General features: G+C 72.2%; 15 protein-coding genes. 6 read left to right on the top strand and 9 right to left on the bottom strand.

Translation table 11 applies throughout. From position 1 onward, the window contains the following. Window positions 1–251: 251 nt before the first annotated feature. Both ACIRQH_RS17515 and xylB read right to left on the bottom strand, forming a co-directional pair. The gene (locus tag ACIRQH_RS17515; protein WP_388870585.1) at window positions 252–1,460 is read right to left on the bottom strand and encodes an ROK family protein; all 1,209 of its coding nucleotides are present in this window, start codon (window positions 1,458–1,460) and stop codon (window positions 252–254) included. A 199-nt stretch (window positions 1,461–1,659) separates the two neighbouring features. Continuing rightward, complete coding sequence (xylB, locus tag ACIRQH_RS17510) at window positions 1,660–3,111, bottom strand: xylulokinase (RefSeq protein WP_388870582.1); 1,452 nt, start codon at window positions 3,109–3,111, stop codon at window positions 1,660–1,662. Between the two features lie 199 nt (window positions 3,112–3,310). On the opposite strand from xylB, the gene xylA reads away from it, so the two are divergent. Then, a complete protein-coding gene (xylA, locus tag ACIRQH_RS17505) occupies window positions 3,311–4,477 on the top strand; it encodes a xylose isomerase (protein ID WP_358816746.1) in 1,167 nt (388 codons plus the stop codon). A gap of 510 nt (window positions 4,478–4,987) precedes the next feature. After that, window positions 4,988–5,581: a hypothetical protein gene (locus ACIRQH_RS17500; protein WP_388870579.1), complete on the top strand. Its 594-nt coding sequence runs from the start codon at window positions 4,988–4,990 to the stop codon at window positions 5,579–5,581. Window positions 5,582–5,671: 90 nt separating this feature from the next. On the opposite strand, the gene ACIRQH_RS17495 is transcribed toward ACIRQH_RS17500, so the two are convergent. From ACIRQH_RS17495 to ACIRQH_RS17485, 3 genes are all read right to left on the bottom strand, one after another. Continuing rightward, window positions 5,672–7,015: an esterase-like activity of phytase family protein gene (locus ACIRQH_RS17495; RefSeq protein ID WP_388870576.1), complete on the bottom strand. Its 1,344-nt coding sequence runs from the start codon at window positions 7,013–7,015 to the stop codon at window positions 5,672–5,674. Between the two features lie 88 nt (window positions 7,016–7,103). Next, window positions 7,104–8,366: an SWF or SNF family helicase gene (locus tag ACIRQH_RS17490; protein WP_404226482.1), complete on the bottom strand. Its 1,263-nt coding sequence runs from the start codon at window positions 8,364–8,366 to the stop codon at window positions 7,104–7,106. Beyond that, window positions 8,363–11,317 carry an SNF2-related protein gene (locus ACIRQH_RS17485; protein WP_388870570.1) on the bottom strand — a complete coding sequence of 985 codons (2,955 nt, stop codon included), beginning with the start codon at window positions 11,315–11,317 and terminating at the stop codon, window positions 8,363–8,365. Before ACIRQH_RS17485 ends, ACIRQH_RS17490 begins: the two co-directional genes overlap by 4 nt. 298 nt (window positions 11,318–11,615) lie before the next feature. Here ACIRQH_RS17485 and ACIRQH_RS17480 point away from each other — a divergent pair, with 298 nt between their 5' ends. Next, the gene (locus tag ACIRQH_RS17480; protein WP_388870567.1) at window positions 11,616–12,671 is read left to right on the top strand and encodes a fatty acid desaturase family protein; all 1,056 of its coding nucleotides are present in this window, start codon (window positions 11,616–11,618) and stop codon (window positions 12,669–12,671) included. 105 nt (window positions 12,672–12,776) lie between these two features. Further along, entirely contained in the window at window positions 12,777–12,959 is a 183-nt protein-coding gene (locus ACIRQH_RS17475) for a hypothetical protein (RefSeq protein ID WP_388870564.1), read from the top strand. A gap of 105 nt (window positions 12,960–13,064) precedes the next feature. Here ACIRQH_RS17475 and ACIRQH_RS17470 read toward each other — a convergent pair whose 3' ends face one another. The 3 genes from ACIRQH_RS17470 to ACIRQH_RS17460 all read right to left on the bottom strand — a co-directional run bounded on the left by ACIRQH_RS17470 (window position 13,065) and on the right by ACIRQH_RS17460 (window position 15,184). Then, window positions 13,065–13,973 carry a hypothetical protein gene (locus ACIRQH_RS17470; protein ID WP_388933664.1) on the bottom strand — a complete coding sequence of 303 codons (909 nt, stop codon included), beginning with the start codon at window positions 13,971–13,973 and terminating at the stop codon, window positions 13,065–13,067. A 134-nt stretch (window positions 13,974–14,107) separates the two neighbouring features. Next, window positions 14,108–14,395 carry a hypothetical protein gene (locus ACIRQH_RS17465; RefSeq protein ID WP_388870558.1) on the bottom strand — a complete coding sequence of 96 codons (288 nt, stop codon included), beginning with the start codon at window positions 14,393–14,395 and terminating at the stop codon, window positions 14,108–14,110. A gap of 255 nt (window positions 14,396–14,650) precedes the next feature. Beyond that, complete coding sequence (locus ACIRQH_RS17460) at window positions 14,651–15,184, bottom strand: PadR family transcriptional regulator (RefSeq protein ID WP_358816739.1); 534 nt, start codon at window positions 15,182–15,184, stop codon at window positions 14,651–14,653. A gap of 103 nt (window positions 15,185–15,287) precedes the next feature. Between ACIRQH_RS17460 and ACIRQH_RS17455 the strand changes: the two genes are divergently transcribed. Next, complete coding sequence (locus ACIRQH_RS17455) at window positions 15,288–16,046, top strand: alpha/beta fold hydrolase (RefSeq protein ID WP_388870555.1); 759 nt, start codon at window positions 15,288–15,290, stop codon at window positions 16,044–16,046. A 28-nt stretch (window positions 16,047–16,074) separates the two neighbouring features. Here ACIRQH_RS17455 and ACIRQH_RS17450 read toward each other — a convergent pair whose 3' ends face one another. Next, window positions 16,075–16,674, bottom strand: coding sequence for a class I SAM-dependent methyltransferase (locus tag ACIRQH_RS17450; protein ID WP_388870552.1), 600 nt, complete (start codon window positions 16,672–16,674; stop codon window positions 16,075–16,077). Between the two features lie 152 nt (window positions 16,675–16,826). On the opposite strand from ACIRQH_RS17450, the gene ACIRQH_RS17445 reads away from it, so the two are divergent. Continuing rightward, the gene (locus tag ACIRQH_RS17445; protein WP_358816736.1) at window positions 16,827–17,600 is read left to right on the top strand and encodes an MHYT domain-containing protein; all 774 of its coding nucleotides are present in this window, start codon (window positions 16,827–16,829) and stop codon (window positions 17,598–17,600) included. Window positions 17,601–17,606 lie beyond the last annotated feature (6 nt).

The following is a 17,606-nucleotide window of genomic DNA, read 5'->3' as shown; positions in this document are numbered from 1 at the left end:
TCGAGGAGCGACTCGGTGGACAACCCAAGAACTGTGGATACGACGATCACTCGCAAGAGGGAACGGAATCCGCCCGGTGGTCGGCTGCACGGCGGATGGGGCACGGCAGACTGGGCACGGCGTCCGTGCGGTGGTCCGAGGCGCTGTGAACGGGGAACGGGATCCGTGCGCTGGTCCGCTGCACGGCCGACGGGGGCACGGGGGCCGTGCTGTAGTCCGCCGCGCGGCGGATCCACTGCCGGACGGGCCCTCTACGACCGCTCGGCCGCCCCCGCCGGATCGTCGAGCACGCCCCGCACCACCGAATGCGCGGCACCCAGCAGGGGCCCGTCGGATCCGAGCCGGGAGACGGACACGGGGCAGGCGGGGCCCGCGGTGCGCCCGGCCAACTCGCTCTCCAGCGAGGGGAGCAGCCAGGGCGCGAGGGCGGCGAGTGCTCCGCCGAGCACGACCGTCTCCGGGTCCAGCAGGTTCACCGCCCCGGTCAGGGCGATCCCGAGAGCGGTCCCGGCGTCGCTCAGAGCGCGTCGTACCTCGGGATCGCCCTCGGCGGCACGCTCGGACAGCAGCCCGACCTGGTCCTCGCCAGGTTCCAGACCGGCGGCGCGCAGGACGGCCTCCTCGCCCGCGTACTGTTCGAGGCACCCCCGCCCACCGCACGGACACCGGGGTCCCTCCGGGCGCACCGGCACATGCCCCAGCTCGCCCGCGAACCCGCGGGTCCCGCGCAGCAGTTGCCCGTCGACGAGCACCGCCGCACCGATGCCGATCTCCGCCGACACGTGCAGGAAGTCACGTGGTGTCGCGTCACCGAGCCAGAGTTCCGCGAGGCCGCCGAAGTTGGCCTCGTTGTCGACGGACAGGGGAAGTTCGGCGGGGAGCAGGGCGCCGAGGTCGGTGTCGTGCCAGTCCAGGTTGGGGGCGCGGACCACGGTCCTGCCGTCCCGTGCCACGAGCCCGGGGACGGCGACGGCGAGGCCCGCCGCCCACAACCCCTCCTCTTCGGCCTCGGCGACGACCTGGCGGACCAGCTTCGTCAGCTCCCGGGTCACCTGCTCGGCGCCCCGGCCACGGTTCGTTCCGTGGCGCACCGCACGCGCACGGACGGCGCCGCGCAGGTCGACCGCGCAGACGGCGAGATGGTCGACACCCACCTCGGCCCCGATTCCGGCCGGGCCGTTCCCGCTGACGGCGAGTGCGGATCCGGGCCGCCCCACCCTGCCCGGCCGCTCGGGGCCCAGTTCTTCGAGGAGCCCCGCCCGGATCAGTTCGTCGACCAGCGTCGACACGGCCGCCCGGGTCAGGCCGATGTGCGAGGCGACAGCGGCGCGCGACAGCGGCCCCTCGGCGCTGACGGTGTACATGACCCGCGAGAGGTTGCGGCGGCGCATGCCCTGCTGGGTGTCGGGCAGCCGTCGGCCGGAACCGTTCGGATGGGCCTCGTGCAGCGGTGCGGTCATGCCTCCGTCAATCCTCGTCCGGCCGGTCCTGTCGGCCTGTGTCGGTGTCCGCCCCTCGGGAGGCGGCCAGTCGGCTTACCGGCCTCCGGGACGACGCAGCGGTCCGTGGCGTTCCCCGCCGAGCCCGGCTGCGCGCTCTCTCTGGAAGGCGCACACACGAGGGCAGGTTTCTCGCTGAGTCTGCCCGCGTCTGTTCCCGTCAGTTCCCGTCCCCGTTCGACCCCCGTTCGAGCAGAGGGGCCGCGTCGGAGAGTACCCCGGTGATCCGCGCGAGTGTCTCCTCGTCCCGCTCCATGGCGTCGAGGACGGGGCCGCGATCCGTGCCCCAGCGCCGTGCGACCGCCGCCGGGTCCTCGCCCGTCAGCAGACCGGCCGCCTGAGCGGCGGCGCCGAGCGCGACCAGCTCCCTCGCCTCGGGAACCTGCACAGGCCGCCCCGACAGCCGCCGTACGGTCTGCTGCCAGGCCGTCCCCCGTGCGCCGCCGCCGATCAGCAGCAAGGGCGCCGAGCGGTCGGCGTCGGCGTCCAGGACCAGGTCGAGGGCGTCCAGCAGGGAGTGCACGGCTCCGTCATAGGCGGCCTGGAGCAGCTGGCCGCCCGTCGTGTCGTGCCGGAGGCCGTGCAACAGGCCCGAGGCGTTCGGCAGGTTGGGCGTGCGCTCGCCGTCCAGGTAGGGCAGCAGCGTGACCGCGCCGCCCGGTTCGACGGCCTCGCGGTCCAGGCCGAGCAGAGCGGCGATCCGGTCGACGGCCAGGGTGCAGTTGAGCGTGCAGGCCAGCGGGAGCCAGTCTCCGCGGGCGTCCGCGAAGCCCGCCACCGTGCCGGTCGGGTCGGCGGGACGGCGGGTCGAGACGGCGTACACCGTGCCCGAGGTGCCGAGGCTCACCACCGGTGTCCCCGGCCGCAGGCCCAGGCCGAGTGCGGCGGCCGCGTTGTCCCCTGTTCCGGCGGCCACGAGGGTCCCCTTGGAGAAGGGGAGATCGCCGCCGGCGTGCACCGTTCCGGCGACCTCGCCGGGCCGGACGACGCGGGGGAGCAGAGCGGGGTCGAGGCCGATGTGGGCGAGGACCTCCTCGTCGTACGCCTCGCTGCCCGACGACCACCAGCCCGTGCCCGAGGCGTCGCCGCGATCGGTGGTGCCCTCACCCGTGAGGCGCCCGGTGAGGTAGTCGTGCGGCAGACGTACCGCCGTCGTCGCCCGGACGGCGTCCGGCTCGTGCTCGGCGAGCCACGCCCACTTGGTGGCCGTGAAGGACGCCGCGGGCACACTGCCGGTCCGTTCGGCCCAGGACTTCGGGCCGCCGAGCTCCTCGACCAGCCGGCGCGCCTGCGGCGCCGAGCGGACGTCGTTCCACAGCAGTGCGGGGCGTACCGGTTCACCATGGGCGTCGAGGGTCACGAGGCCGTGCTGCTGGCCACCGATCGACACCGCGGCGGCCTCGTGGGCCGCGGCACCGCACTGGTGCAGCGCTGCACGCAGAGCGTCCCACCACTGACGGGGGTCGCTCTCGCGCCCCGCCCCGGTGGAGACGGTGTGCGGCGCCTGTCCGCTCGCCACCACCTGTCCGGTCGACGCGTCGACGACCAGGGCCTTGGTGGACTGGGTGGACGTGTCCACCCCGACGACGAGCGGACCCTCGGCTGCTGACATCGGGCTCTCCCTCTTCCGCTGCTCTGCGGGATCTGTGCTGGTTACGGGGGCTGTCCGGACCGGCACGGCCCGGTTTCGCACGGCTTCCCGGCCCGCCATGACCAGGGTTTCGTACGTCGTCTCTTCCCAGAGACGCGTTTCGCATACTAATTTGTAAACTGCCATGACGAAATAGTCGGAGCTAGCAAGGAGCCGCGACATGAACTACCAGCCCACCCCCGAGGACAGGTTCACCTTCGGTCTGTGGACCGTCGGCTGGCAGGGAAGGGACCCGTTCGGCGACGCCACCCGGCGCGCCCTCGACCCGGTCGAGTCGGTGCAGCGCCTGGCCGAGCTCGGCGCCTACGGAGTGACCTTCCACGACGACGACCTGATCCCCTTCGGGTCCTCGGACAGCGAGCGCGAGTCGCACATCAAGCGGTTCAGGCAGACCCTGGACGCCACCGGCCTCAAAGTCCCGATGGCCACGACCAACCTGTTCACGCACCCCGTCTTCAAGGACGGCGCGTTCACCGCGAACGACCGTGACGTGCGCCGCTACGCCCTGCGCAAGACCATCCGCAACATCGACCTCGCGGTCGAACTCGGTGCCGAGACATACGTCGCCTGGGGTGGCCGGGAGGGTGCCGAGTCCGGAGCCGCCAAGGACGTACGCGTGGCGCTCGACCGCATGAAGGAGGCCTTCGACCTCCTCGGGGAGTATGTGATCTCCCAGGGCTACGACCTGAAGTTCGCGATCGAGCCCAAGCCGAACGAGCCGCGCGGCGACATCCTGCTGCCCACCGTCGGACACGCCCTGGCGTTCATCGAGCGCCTGGAGCGCCCGGAGCTGTTCGGCGTCAACCCGGAGGTCGGGCACGAGCAGATGGCCGGGCTGAACTTCCCGCACAGCATCGCGCAGGCCCTGTGGGCGGGCAAGCTCTTCCACATCGACCTGAACGGTCAGACCGGCATCAAGTACGACCAGGACCTGCGGTTCGGAGCGGGTGACCTGCGATCCGCGTTCTGGCTGGTCGACCTTCTGGAGAGCGCCGGTTACGCCGGTCCGAAGCACTTCGACTTCAAGCCCCCGCGGACCGAGGACTTCGACGGGGTGTGGGCGTCGGCGGCCGGCTGTATGCGTAACTACCTGATCCTGCGCGAGCGTTCGGCGGCCTTCCGCGCCGACCCCGAGGTCCAGGAGGCGCTGCGTGCCTCGCGCCTGGACGAGCTGGCGCAGCCCACCGCGGCGGACGGCCTGCAGGGGCTGCTCGCCGACCGCGGGGCCTTCGAGGACTTCGACGTCGAGGCTGCGGCCCTGCGCGGGATGGCCTTCGAGCAGCTGGACCAGCTCGCGATGGACCATCTCCTCGGTGCGCGGGCCTGATCGGTGTTCCGAAGGGCACGGGTCCACGTCCGGTGGACCCGTGCCGGGACGTCGGGCGTGACCGGGCCGCCGCCTTCGAATGCGCCGGAATGATGCGGTCCATGGCATGAGTCCGTATCAACTTCCGCGCGGGGGTCGCGCGATGACCGGTTCGCGGGGACTCTTGGCGGTATGGCCATGCCACCCTTACCCCCTCAGCCCCCAAGGTCGCCGGGAGACTCACCTCATGGGGGTGACGTCCCGGGCCCGCCGTCCGGGGGCTACGGGCCCCCGGCCTCCGGAGGTTACGGGCCGCCGCCCTCGGGCGGGTACGGACCGCCTCCCGGCGGCCACGGATCTCCTCCCGGCAGTGGCGGACCTCCTTCGGGAGGCTTCGGACCACCGTCCCAGGGGGACTGGCCGCCCGGGCAGGGAGGCGGGGGATGGCCCCCACCGCCTCCCGGGCCGCCCGGCGGTCCCGGAGGCCATCGGGGAGGGCGGCGGCGCAACACGCTGATCGTCGTCATCGCCGTGATCGTCGTCGTCGGGGTCGTCGTCGCCGTCGCGGTGGCCGCCACCGGTGGGGGCGGCAGCGACAAGAAGGCGCCCACCGAGAGCACGGCGAGTTCACCGAGTCCCACCCTGAGTCTTCCGTCCGGGCTGCCCTCGCTGCCCACGGACCTGCCCAGTGTCGTGCCGTCGCTTCCGACCGACCTGCCCACGGACCTCGTCCCCAGTGGCCTGGAGTCGCTCGTCCCGACGCTCGCGGCCGACGAAGTGCCCTACTACATGCTGAGGAAGGGCGACTGCTTCGACACGGACGCCGCCCTTCCCGGCCAGGCGGCCAAGCGCTCGTGCACCGAGCCGCACGACGCCGAGGTGGTGAAGATCGCCGAACTCAACGGCACCTACACGACCGACGCCACTCTCAAGAAAGCCGCGTCGGCCCTGTGCAAGGCGCCTCTGGAGCGAAAGGCGGCGGATCAGGCAGCGGGCACGGTGCGCAACACCTTGGTGCAGTACCCCGACACCGGCAGCTACAAGATCGGCATCGACAACGTCGCCTGCAGCCTGGCCGCGCACGTCGGCAAGGGGGCCGGCAGACTCACCGAGCCCCTTAAGTGAAGCGCCGCATCGAGCCGTTCGGCGAACGGTACGCGCGCGTGGTCGTTGTCCATCGTCCACACGCGCGTACCGGGATGGGGTGCGCCGGGGTCAGAGGCGGCGGGGCAGCCGCACATAGGTGACCGTCGTCTCGATACCGCTGTCCACGAGCCGTCCCTGCGCGTCGAAGGCGCCCGCCCCGTCCGTCATGCCGAAGTCGTTGTCGTTGATGAGGGCGAGCGTGTCGCAGTCCACGCGCGCGACGCCCTCGACCTTGCCGGGCACCCCCGCGACCGTGCCCAGGTCGACGACCAGACGCTTGCCCAGCACCGGAACACCGGCCGCCGCGGGGTCGTCGAGCTGCTCCAGCGACGGCGACGTGGTGTCACGGTCGTACGGGCCGCCCAGGATGTCCGCACGACGCGTGAGCCGTACCTCCTGCAGGCGCGCGGTCTTGTCGGTGCGTTCTTCCACGAGCAGCCGGTCGGGGCCGACCGCCACCACGGAGGAGATCTTCAGCTCGGACGTGTCGTCCTCGCTCGGGTCGACCACGTCCACCGCGTCGAAGCGGTACGCGTACTCGGCCGTCACGGCACGCTTCCCGGGCGAGAAGCGCAGCAGGCGGGTCGTGCGGGACGAGTCGCCCGCGTCGCCGTCCGGCAGGGCGAGCGGGCTCTGCAGCGCCAGCACCAGATCGCCGCCGGGGAGTTGGGCGAGTCCTTCGAGACCGCGGTTGCTCTTCCGGTGCAGCAGGATCGCGGGCAGCGCCTCCACCACGGGGTAGTCCGTGCCCGTCAGGCGCAGCCCTTTGGGGACGTAGCGCGTGAGCACCTTCCCGCGGGCGGAGACGTGGAGGAGCGACGGACCGTACTCGTCGACGAGCCAGAACGACCCGTCCGCCGCCCGCACGATGCCCTCGGGGTCCACGCCGTTCGGGTTGTACGGCAGCGGTGTCCGTGCGTCGAAGGAGTACGGCGCCTCGTCGCGTCCCGCCTGATTGGAGAGCCCGGTGACGGGCTTGCCCGACGACGTGGTGATCGGGATCGCGTCGATCACCCGCACGGCGCCGCCACTCACCCGGACCTTCACGATCGCCGGGTCGAAGCCCGGTACCGGGAACGTCCGGCGCTTGGTGCCGTCCACCTTGATCTGGCCGTTCGGCCCGCGGTCGGTGACCGTCCAGAATTCGCCCTTGCGGCCGGTCGGGTAGATGTCACTGCCGATGCCGCCGAGGTCGACTCCCCGGTCGTCGTCCACCGTCCCGTTCAGCAACGCGTTGCTGAACGCCGCCAGGGGGAGGTCGCCGAGCGTCGCGGTGTGCGTCACCCTCGGCTGCGCCTGCCCGGCTGTCGCGTTCGCCGTGCCGGCCACCGCGAAGGTGGCCAGCAGGGCGAGCGGCACGCCGACGGCGACGGACCGGTGGATGTGGCACCTGCCGACTGCGTGCGGGGACATCGAGCCTCCTGAGGAACAAGTTCGTTGACAGCGGCCAGAGTTGGCCCCGGCGTCAAACGGAGACCGACAGGGAGGTGAACGGCGGCCGTCAACCAGTCATCGGGTCTTCCCCGGCGGTCGCGATTGCGGTGGCCGGGTCCGCCGTGGCCGGCCCCGCGGGAGTCCAACGGCCCCGCTCCTTGCGATAGGGCCACCATCTGCCGTCCCGGCCGAGGCGGAGTTGCGTGCCGGTGTCGGCAGCGGTCCAGCGATTGCGGTCCGCCCGCAGCCGTGGCCTCTCGTCCTCCTCCCAGGCGGCGTGCAGGGATGCACGCGCGCGTGCCAGCGATTCCGTCCCGACGGACCACTCGTCCTCCAGGGCCGAGAGCGCGGAGACACCGCCGTACCGCCAGGCCCGTACCGCGAGACTCAGTTCCTCGCGTTCCCGCCCCGAGCCTGCGGCCAGTCGCTCGGCGACACTCTCCGGGGGGTCGCACGCGGCCAGCCGGACGGCGTCCTGGGAGAGGGAGACTGATTCCGTCTCCGCGGCGCCGCCTCCGGGTGCGCGGCCGAGTGCCTCGGCGAGTATCAGGTGCGCCTCGTGAGCTGCCGCGTGAGCGATGAACTCCAGGGCGACGGGGTCGACTCCGGGTGCCGGTGCGCCCTCGGTCTTTAGGGACGGTGGAGTCCCGGGCCGTTCGGGCAGCGCCGGGTCGGTCGGGAGCGGCGGAAGGATGTCACCCGTCGCGTAGGCCTCCACGGCGTCCACTCCTCCCCCCGATTCGCCCGGGTGGTCCGCGGGCTGCTCACCGCGTCGCTGGAGGGCATCCAGGAGCGCGCGCTCACCGCGCCCCCGCATCAGAAGCAGCACGAACGGGTCTTGGTCGAGGAGCAGCGCTGCCTGGTAGCAGAGCGCGGCCGTGTGGCCGCAGTGGTCCCAGGCGCCGCACTCGCACTCCGCGTCCAGGTCGCCGAGTCCCGGCAGGAGTTCGACGCCCGCGGCCGCCGCGTCCTCGACGAGGTGCGGTGGCATGTCGCCGTCGAGCAGTGCGGCGACGTGTCCGGACCGCTCGGCGGCCATGCCAAGGAAGCGGTCCCACTGCTCCTCCGACAGTTCGTGCAGCAGGACGTCCGCCCTGTGAGTGGTTCCGTCGTTGTCCTCGACGACCGCCGTGACGCGTCCGGGACGCACGGACACCGCGCCCACCGCCCCCGCACGCGCCAGCCTGCGGCCCATCCTCACCTGCTCCGAGTCCAACGCCGCGTCCTCCAGAGCCCGCAGCCAGGCCCGGCCCCACCACGTCCGCGCGAAGGCCCTCCCGCGCGCCGGCTGCAGCGCTCCGAACGTGCGCTCCTCGTCCCGGTCCGTCATCGTGCACCCCCTCGCAACTCCACCAGGTCGGCCAGTTCCGCGTCGGTCATCTCGGTGAGCGCCCCCTCGCCGACGCTCAGGACGGCGTCCGCCAACCGCTGCTTGCGGCGCAGCATGTCGGCGATGCGGTCCTCGATGGTCCCCTCGGCGATGATGCGGTGCACCTGCACGGGCCGGCTCTGTCCGATGCGGTACGCGCGGTCCGTGGCCTGCGCCTCGACGGCCGGGTTCCACCAGCGGTCGTAGTGCACGACGTGCTCCGCGCGGGTCAGGTTGAGCCCGGTGCCGGCGGCCTTCAACGACAGCAGGAAGACCGGGATCCCGCCCTCCTGGAAGCGCTCCACCATCGCCTCGCGTTCGGGGACGGGCGTTCCGCCGTGGAGGAACTGCGTCGTCACCCCGCGCTCCGCCAGATGACGCTCGATCAGGCGTGCCATCCGTACGTACTGGGTGAAGACCAGCACGCTCGCCCCCTCGGACAGGATGGTGTCGAGGAGTTCGTCCAGCAGCTCCAACTTGCCAGACCGGCCCGGAATCCTGGGCTGTTCCTCCTTGAGGAACTGGGCGGGGTGGTTGCAGATCTGCTTGAGCCCGGTGAGCAGCTTCACGATCAGACCGCGCCGGGCCATGCTGTCCGCACCGGCGATCTCCGCGAGGGTTTCGCGGACGACGGCCTCGTACAGTGCGGCCTGTTCCTGGGTGAGCGTCACGGCGCGGTCGGTCTCGGTCTTCGGCGGCAGTTCGGGCGCGATGCCCGGGTCCGACTTGCGGCGGCGCAGCAGGAACGGCCGGACCAGCCGGGCGAGCCGGTCGGCCGCCGCGGGGTCCTGGCCGCCCTCGACGGCCTGCGCGTAACGGCTGCGGAAGGTTCCGAGCCGGCCGAGCAGACCCGGTGTCGTCCAGTCCAAGATCGCCCACAGTTCCGAGAGGTTGTTCTCCACGGGAGTGCCGGTGAGCGCCACGCGCGCCCGCGCGCCGATGGTGCGCAGCGCCCGCGCGGTCGCCGAGTAGGGGTTCTTGACGTGCTGGGCCTCGTCCGCCACCACCAGACCCCAGGGCACCTCACCGAGTCGCGGCGCGTCGAGCCGCATCGTGCCGTAGGTCGTCAGGACGAACTCGCCGTCGCACAGGCCCTCCAGGCTCCGCCGGGCACCGTGGAAGCGGCGTACCGGGGTGCCGGGGGCGAAGCGTTCGATCTCGCGCTGCCAGTTGCCCAGCAGGGAGGCCGGACAGACGACCAGCGTGGGGCCCGCGGCCGACGTGTCCGCCTGCCGGTGGAGGTGCAGGGCGATCAAGGTGATCGTCTTGCCGAGCCCCATGTCGTCGGCCAGACAGCCGCCCAGTCCCAGAGAGGTCATCCGGGCCAGCCAGTTGAGGCCGCGCGACTGGTAGTCGCGCAGCGTGGCACGCAGCTCCGCGGGCTGCCCGACCGGCTGTTGCCCCTCGGGGTCGGCCAGCCACTCCCGCAGGGTCGCCAGCCAGCCCGTGGGCTCCACGTCGACCCGGTGGCCGTCCACCTCGGCGGAGCCCGTCAGGGCGGCGCTCAGCGCCTCGACGGGCGTGACCCCGAGGTCCCGGTGCGCCCGCGCCCGCCGGACCGCCTCGGGGTCGACGAGAACCCACTGGTCACGCAGCCGCACCATGGGCCGTTTCGCCTCGGCGAGCCGGTCCAGGTCCTCCCGTGTGAGCTGCTGGTCGCCCAGCGCGAACCGCCAGTCGAACGCGAGCAGGGCGTCGGCCGACAGGAAGGACGGCACGGCCGAGACCAGCCTGTCGCCGGATCTGTCCTCGGCGCCGGCCGGCCCCTCGCCTCGGCCGTCCGCGGTGACGTGAGGGCCCACGACCGCGCGAGCGGTCAACTTCCGGGCCAGCTCCTTCGGCCAGTGCACGTCGACACCGGCGAGCGCCAACAGCCGGCCGCCCTCTCCGAGGAGTTCGCCGACCTCTTCGTCGGCGAGTTCGACGGCGTCGGGAACGGCGGCCGAGAGCAGTGGCGCCAGGGGCGGCCAGCTCCTCGTGGCCCGGCGGAGGGAGAGCAGGGCGGCCATCCGCGCGCGTGGGCCGAACGGTGAGGAACCCGCCCACACGGTTGCGGCGTCCGCGACGAGAGCGGGGTCGTGCGCGCTGTGCAACTGGACCACGGCTCGGAACGGCAGTGATGGGTCTTCCGGCCCGGCCGACGCGGGGGTCGGCACCTCGACGCGCAGTGAGATGCGCACGTCGGCCTCGTGGGTCTCGGCGAGCTCAGCGGTCCAGGCGCGATGCTGCGGCACGGGCTGGGGCCCCGGCGCCGCGAACGCCGGGCCGCCCGCCGCGAGCGCCGCCGCCGGGGAGCGCGGCAGGGCATCGGCGACCGCGTCCAGGAACGCCCGCACGAGCCGTTCGGGATCGGGCAGTCGCAAGGCTGCGGCGTCGCCGTCCACCAGTTCCCCGAGCGTGTCCGCCGTCCCGGGGTGCTCGTCCAGCACCCCGGCAAGGTTCTGGATCGGCACGGCGTGTGCCTCCGGGGGCATCGCGGCGGCCAGTGCGCGGACGCGCTCCAGGTCCCGTGCGCTCAGCGGGCCGGCGCGCCAGGCGTCGTGGTCGCCGGCTGTCACTCCCGGCAGCAGCAGCCCGCGGGCGGCGAACTGGAGCGCGAGCACACCGGCGGCACCCCAGAAAGCGGTCGCCCGGTGGGCCTGCGTCGCGGCCCGCGCGCGCGTGAGGACCGGCAGGGCGGCCCGCACCGGCAGCAGCACCGCGGGCACCGAGACGGACTCGACGCCGCCCCCCACGGGCAGTGCCACCGTCAGGTCCTCGACCGAGCCGGAGGCCACCGCCGGCGGTGCGTCGCCGTCCGGGTGCCAGAACGCGACGCTGCCCGAACGCGGCGGATCGGCGGGCACGAACACGGCGCAGCAGCCGGCCAATTCGGAGACATCGGCAGCGACGACCGCGGGAATCCTCTGCACAGCGATGACGCATCCCTCGGATTCATCAAATTTGACTACTGGGTCGAGTCGCCGAGGCTACAGCACGCCGGGGGCGGACGGGCGCGAGCCGGCCGGTGAGGCTACGGCCCCGCGAAGAAGAGTGGCACCTGGGTTCTCAGCGGGGTGCCACCCCCCTGGGGGGCCGGGGGAAACCCCCGCACGGAACGGGGTGGTGGCGCCATGGCCGCCGGCGGCCACTGATTCGTACGTTTCATCAGGTCAGCCCACTTCCTGAGAGATCAGGTCGGCCCGCTCCCCGAGAGACCGGAGACCCGCCATGGCCCAGACCGCCACCGTCCTCGCAGAACCCACCCCCAGGGAGGGTGCGAGGGCGGCCCCGGGCAGCGATTTCGCCCCCCTGCTGCGCAGGGTCAAGGAACGCGGACTCCTGGACCGGCGCCATGGCTGGTACGCCCGCGAGATCGCCGTGAACCTGCTGGGCCTGGCCGCCGTGCTCACCGGTGTCGTCCTGATCGGCGACTCCTGGTGGACCCTGCTCCTCGCGCCGGTACTCGCCGCGCTGGGCGCCCGCACGGCGTTCATAGGCCACGACGCGGGCCACTCCCAGATCACCGGCAACAAGACGGTCGGTCGCGTCATCGGCCTGGTCCACGGCAACCTGCTTCTCGGCATGAGCTACGCCTGGTGGAACGACAAACACAACCGGCACCACGCCAACCCCAACCACATCGACAAGGACCCCGACGTCCTCGCCGACGTCCTCGTCTTCACCAGCGGCCAGGCCGGCGAGCGGACCGGATTCCGGCGCTGGCTCACCCGCAACCAGGCCTGGCTCTTCTTCCCGCTGACCCTCCTCGAAGGCATCGCCCTGAAGATCCACGGATTCCGGGACCTTCGCCGCCAGCCGCCAGGAGAGCGCGCCGTGGAAGCGCTTCTGCTGGTCACCCATGTCCTCGCCTACGTGGCTCTGCTGCTCACCGTTCTGTCTCCGGGCAGGGCGCTGGCCTTCGCGGTCCTTCATCAGGCACTGTTCGGCCTGCACCTCGGGATGTCCTTCGCGCCCAACCACAAGGGCATGGAGATGCCCGACCCGGACGGCGAGCGCTGGGGGCACCTGCGCCGACAGGTCCTCACCTCGCGCAACGTCCGCGGCGGCCTCCTCACGGACTGGTTCCTCGGCGGTCTCAACTACCAGATCGAGCACCACCTGTTCCCCAGCATGCCGCGCCCGCATCTGCGCCGCGTCCAGCCTCTGGTGCGCGCCCACTGCCGCGAGATGGGTATTCCCTACGCTGAGACCGGGCTCGTCGACTCCTATCGACAGGCCCTGCGCCACATGTACGAGGTCGGGGAGCCTCTCAGGGTCGAGTAAGGGGCGCACCTCAGGGACGTATCAGGGTCGCGGTCCGGAACCGTGGGACGCAGGGACCCGTTCTCACGACAGAGAGCGGCAGCAGCCGCGGAGGAGGCGACACAGATGTCGAAGAACGCGAAGATCGCCGCAGGGGGTGCGGCGGTCGGCCTGATCCTGTTGATCTGGCTGCCCTGGTGGGCCGCCTTCCTGATCGTGCTGGGCGTTCCGGCGGCCGCGTACCTGGCCCTGGACCCCTCGCAGCGGCGCAGGCTGCGCCGTGTCACCCGCAAGGAGATCGGCCGCTGAGGGGCGCCCGACCGCCGGCCGCCGATACCGGCGCGGGCCGGCGGGCCACAGCGGCGGAGGACTGACGAGTACGGCGTCACCGGGTCCCTCGGTGACGCCGTTCGGTCAGCTCGGGCGTACGGCGATCTTGTCGAGTGCCTCCAGGAGGCCGGGCAGCTCCGGTCCGCGACCGACGGGCAGGACCTCGCCGGGCTCGTCGTCGAGGAGGACGAACGCGATGTCGTCGGTCCTGGCGACGAGAGACCAGCCCGGACCGTCGGCGCGCAGGGTCCGGGCATCTCCCGTGGCGAAGGACGAGCGCACGCGGCCCAGCGGGGGAGGAGTGTCCACGTAGGAGCGCGCCTCGGCCAGGACGCGCCGGACCCCCGTGCGTTCCGCACCGTCGCCGCGCTTCTCCTGCTCGGCCTGAGCCTCCCCGGCGTCCCCGGCGTCCTCGGCTTGGGAGTCGTCGTTCCCGGACTGCTCCGCACCGTTCGTGGGCGCGAATTCGCTGTCGTCTATCTGGTCCCGCCACGTCGCCCACTGGAGAGCGATCTCGTCGGCCCCCAGGCGCCGCTGGGCGGGCCCCCAGATGGTGGTGTCCGGCGGGGTCAGCGGAGCGCGTTCCGTGGGCTCCGTCGCCGGATCGTGCGGGGCCGGGACCCCAGGTGCCGCGACAGCCACTTCCAGGGGCCAGCCGGGCAGCGCGGCGACAACCGTCCGCTCGTCCGGCGACAGTTCGTGCTCCATCCCGCAGTCCCAGGAGGCGATGGCCACGGCGACCAGGGACACGTCGTCGATGACGACGGTCCAGCGCGCGCCCTCCCCGTCCTGGCCGAGCACCAGCCCGTACCCGTCGGCGAGCGGCGCCAGGCCGAGCGCCGCACACGCCTCGGGATAGTCGTCCCCGAGCACGCTGGGGAACTTCGCCGGTGTCAGCAGCACCGCCGTCAGCACGTACAGCGCGTCGTCGTCCACGGTGGTGACGGCTTCCTCGTCCACGGTGGTGACGGCTTCTTCGTCCGTCCCGGCCATCCCAGCCTCCCGATCAGTCCATCTGTCGGCGCACCCTAATGCGATCGGAAGGCCCTTGTCACGGGCCTGAAACACATGCGGAGCTGCAGTTATCCGGCTGGACAGGGGCGAAACGCCCCCTGCGGCCGACCGCGTCAGGCGGCGGGGAGCCCGAGCAGCGAGCGCGTGACCGTCCCGGGCGACTCGTCGCGTTCCCGGGCGAGGGCGATGACCGCCCGGCAGGCCAGTTCGGTCACCCCGAACGAGAGCGCCTCGGGCGATACCCAGGAGGCCGCCTCGTCGATCCGCTCCTGATCGTCCTCGGCACACGCGGAGACGTACGCCGAGGCCGCCTCGAAAAGGTTGTGACCGCGCTTGCCGCCCTCGCGGGCAGCCGCAGGACCGACCTCTCCGGACTGTTCCCCGGTCTTCCTGCCTGTCATCGTGCGGAGCCTGTCGAACATGCCGGACATCGGGCCACCTTCCCCCTGCGCGATCGCCGTCGCCAAACGTTCATCTGCTGCTACTCAACGTAGAGTTGGAGGCGCGGTGGCAGAAGGGGGCCGACCCGGTCAAGCGCTGTGAGCGACGCGCACGGATCCGGCGCGTGGATCCGGTGAAGGATCCGTCGGAGATCTACCGGCTCACCTCCGCACTGGGGGGCCTGTCCGGCTTCAGTCGAGCGCGGCTGCCCGGTCTCAACCACCCGCCGCGTCGAGCGAGCCGAGGGTGGCTCGCAGCCACGCCAGTTCGGCCTCGCTCGTGGCCCGAGCGATGGTGAGGATGCCTCGCCGGAAAGGGTCGTCCAGCTCTTCGGCCCGCACCGGCCGGTCACCGTCGTAGAAGAAGCTCGCCGGCTCCTCCAGGAAGGCGAGCCTGCGGCGCAGCACCGCCGCCTGTGCGGACGGATCCTCCAGATGCCTCAAGAAGGCGAGCACCGCGAACCACCTGTTCTCATCGCTGATGTCCCGACCGGCCGGTTCCGCGAGCCTGCGTCGCAGATCGCGCCCGCCCTCCTCGGTGAGTGTCAGCACGTGACGGGGGGCGGCCACGGAGCCGGGCTGTGTGGCGCGTTCCAGCAGCCCCGCGTTCTCCAGTCGTTTGATGGCGGGATACAGCGTGCTCTCCGCCACCGGCCTCACGTGCCCCGTCAGGGCGGTGATGCGCTTGCGCAGCTCATAGCCGTGCAGCGGGGTGTCGCAGAGAAATCCGAGGATGGCCAGCTCCAGCATGACCCCATCCTCCCGCATACGCGTTGTACATCGGTTCATCAATACATCGAGTCCGATGTATGCTCCGTGCGGACGAGTGAGACGCCGTGACGGGGAGGGCCCGATGAGGCACGCCGAGTTCGACAGCAGGGGAAGCCTGATCCGATGGACCGAGGCGCCGGGCACCGGGCCCGCGCGCGTGTACGTGCACGGTCTCGGGGCGGCCTCGACGGTCTACAGCGCCCACATCGCGGCCCGGCCCGAACTGGCGGGCCGCAGGACCCTGTTCGTCGACCTGCCCGGACACGGCATCAGCGACCGGCCGGCGGACTTCGGCTACACGCTGGAGGACCACGCGGGGGCCCTCGCCGCGGCTCTGGACGGCGCCGGTGTCACCGGGGCGGAACTCGTCGCGCACAGCATGGGGGGCGCCGTCGCCGTCGTGCTCGCCCACCGGCGGCCCGACCTCGTCACGCGGCTCGTCCTGGTCGAGGCCAACCTCGACCCGTATCCGCCGGGCACGACGGGCGACAGCGGTATCGCCTCGTACGAGGAGGGCGACTTCGTGGTGAACGGCGGCCACGCGCGCGTGCTCGAGAAGGTCGGGGCCACCTGGGCCGCGACCATGCGCCTCGCCGACCCGCGTGCCCTGCACCGCACCGCATTGGCGCTACAGGGCGGCACCGTCCCGACGATGCGTCAGATGCTCACCAGGCTGACCGTCGACCGCGTCTACCTTCAGGGCGACCTCAGCGGCGAACTCCCCGGCGCGCAAGCCTTGGAGGCGGCGGGCGTGCGGGTCGTGACCGTGCCGGGCGCGGGCCACAACATCATGTTCGACAACCCTGACGTCTTCGCCGCGGTCCTCGCCGGTACGCACTGACCGGCGGGCTGCGCATCCGGAGCGACGATCACCCCCGGCGCACGGAAAGCGCGAGGAAGCGGGCGTCCTCGTCCGCGTACGAACTCATGTCCCAGCCCGAACCGGCGAGCAGGGGGCCCAGGTTGCGCTCCGCGCGCAGGTCCTCCGGGGTGAGCCGCCGGCCCTGGCGCGCCGCGAGGGCGGCCCGGCCGATCGGATGGAACAGCGCCAGCGTGCCTCCGGGGCGCACCACGCGCGCCAACTCCCGCAGATTCTCCGTGAGGTTCGGCAGATGGGCGACGAGTCCGGCCGCGAACACCGCGTCCAGTGACTCCGAGCGCAGGGGCAGCGCGGCGACGTCCGCCAGCAGCAGACGCCCGTCGCGGTCGCGTCCGGCCCGCACGGCGGCCTCCAGCATGGCCAGGGTCAGATCGGCCCCGACAACCACCCCGCTACCGCCCACGGCAGCCCTCAGTGGCGGCAGGGCGCGTCCGGTTCCGCAGCCCGCGTCGAGCACCCGGTCACCCGGGCGCAGCCCCATGTCCGCCACCGCGGCCTCGTAGGCGGGGCCGTCGCCGGGGAAGCGGGTGTCCCAGTCGGCCGCGCGGGCGGCGAAGAACTCCTGGACGTGTGTGTGGTCATCGCTCATGTGCCGCATGATCTCTCACCGACACGAAGGACGACGCGGTGCACATGTTCGAACCCGGCGCGATCGCCGAGGTGCACGCCTTCGTCATATTGCAGCAGCTTTCGAAATGCGCCTCCTTTGAGTCACTCCGCGCCGACTAGCGTCCCTGGGTCATGGGACACCTGGACCACGCCGCCTTCGGCTGGCTGACCCCCGTGCTGTCGTACGTGATGGCCTCCATCGGCGCCGCCCTCGGCCTGCGCTGCGCGGTCCGCGCGCTCGGATCCACCGGCTCGTCGCGCCGCAACTGGCTCCTCGCCGCGGCCTCCGCGATCGGCACCGGTATCTGGACGATGCACTTCGTGGCGATGCTGGGCTTCGGCGTCACCGGCACGGAGATCCGCTACAACGTGCCGCTGACCGTCCTGAGCCTGCTCGTCGCCATGGCGTTCGTGGGCGTCGGACTCTTCGCCGTCGGATACGGACGCGACCGGCGCCGCGCGTTCGTCATCGGCGGGCTCACCACCGGGCTCGGCGTCGCGAGCATGCACTACCTCGGCATGGCGGCCCTGCGCCTGCACGGCCAGGTGCACTACGACCCCGCACTCGTCGGACTCTCCGTCCTGCTGGCGGTGTTGGCCGCGACCGCAGCCCTGTGGGCGGCGCTCTCCATCAGGTCGCCCGTCGCGGTCACCGCCGCCTCCCTCGTCATGGGCGGCGCGGTGAGCAGCATGCACTACACCGGAATGATGGCGGTGAGCGTTCGCGTCCGCCCCTCCGCAGGCGCCCTGCCCGGCGCGACGGCGATGCAGTTCATCTTCCCTCTGGCCGTCGGCCTCGGGTCCTACCTCTTCCTGACCGCGGCCTTCGTCGCACTCTCCCCGATGTCCGAAGGCCGCGAGGTGTCCGCGTCGGCCCGGCGGCCGGTCGAGAGCATCGCCCGCTAGCGGCGG

Source organism: Streptomyces sp. NPDC102279 (assembly GCF_044766365.1).
Taxonomy (GTDB): Bacteria; Actinomycetota; Actinomycetes; order Streptomycetales; family Streptomycetaceae; genus Streptomyces.
The sequence above is the reverse complement of the archived record's forward strand: the minus strand, read 5'-3'. Positions and strand labels throughout refer to the sequence as shown.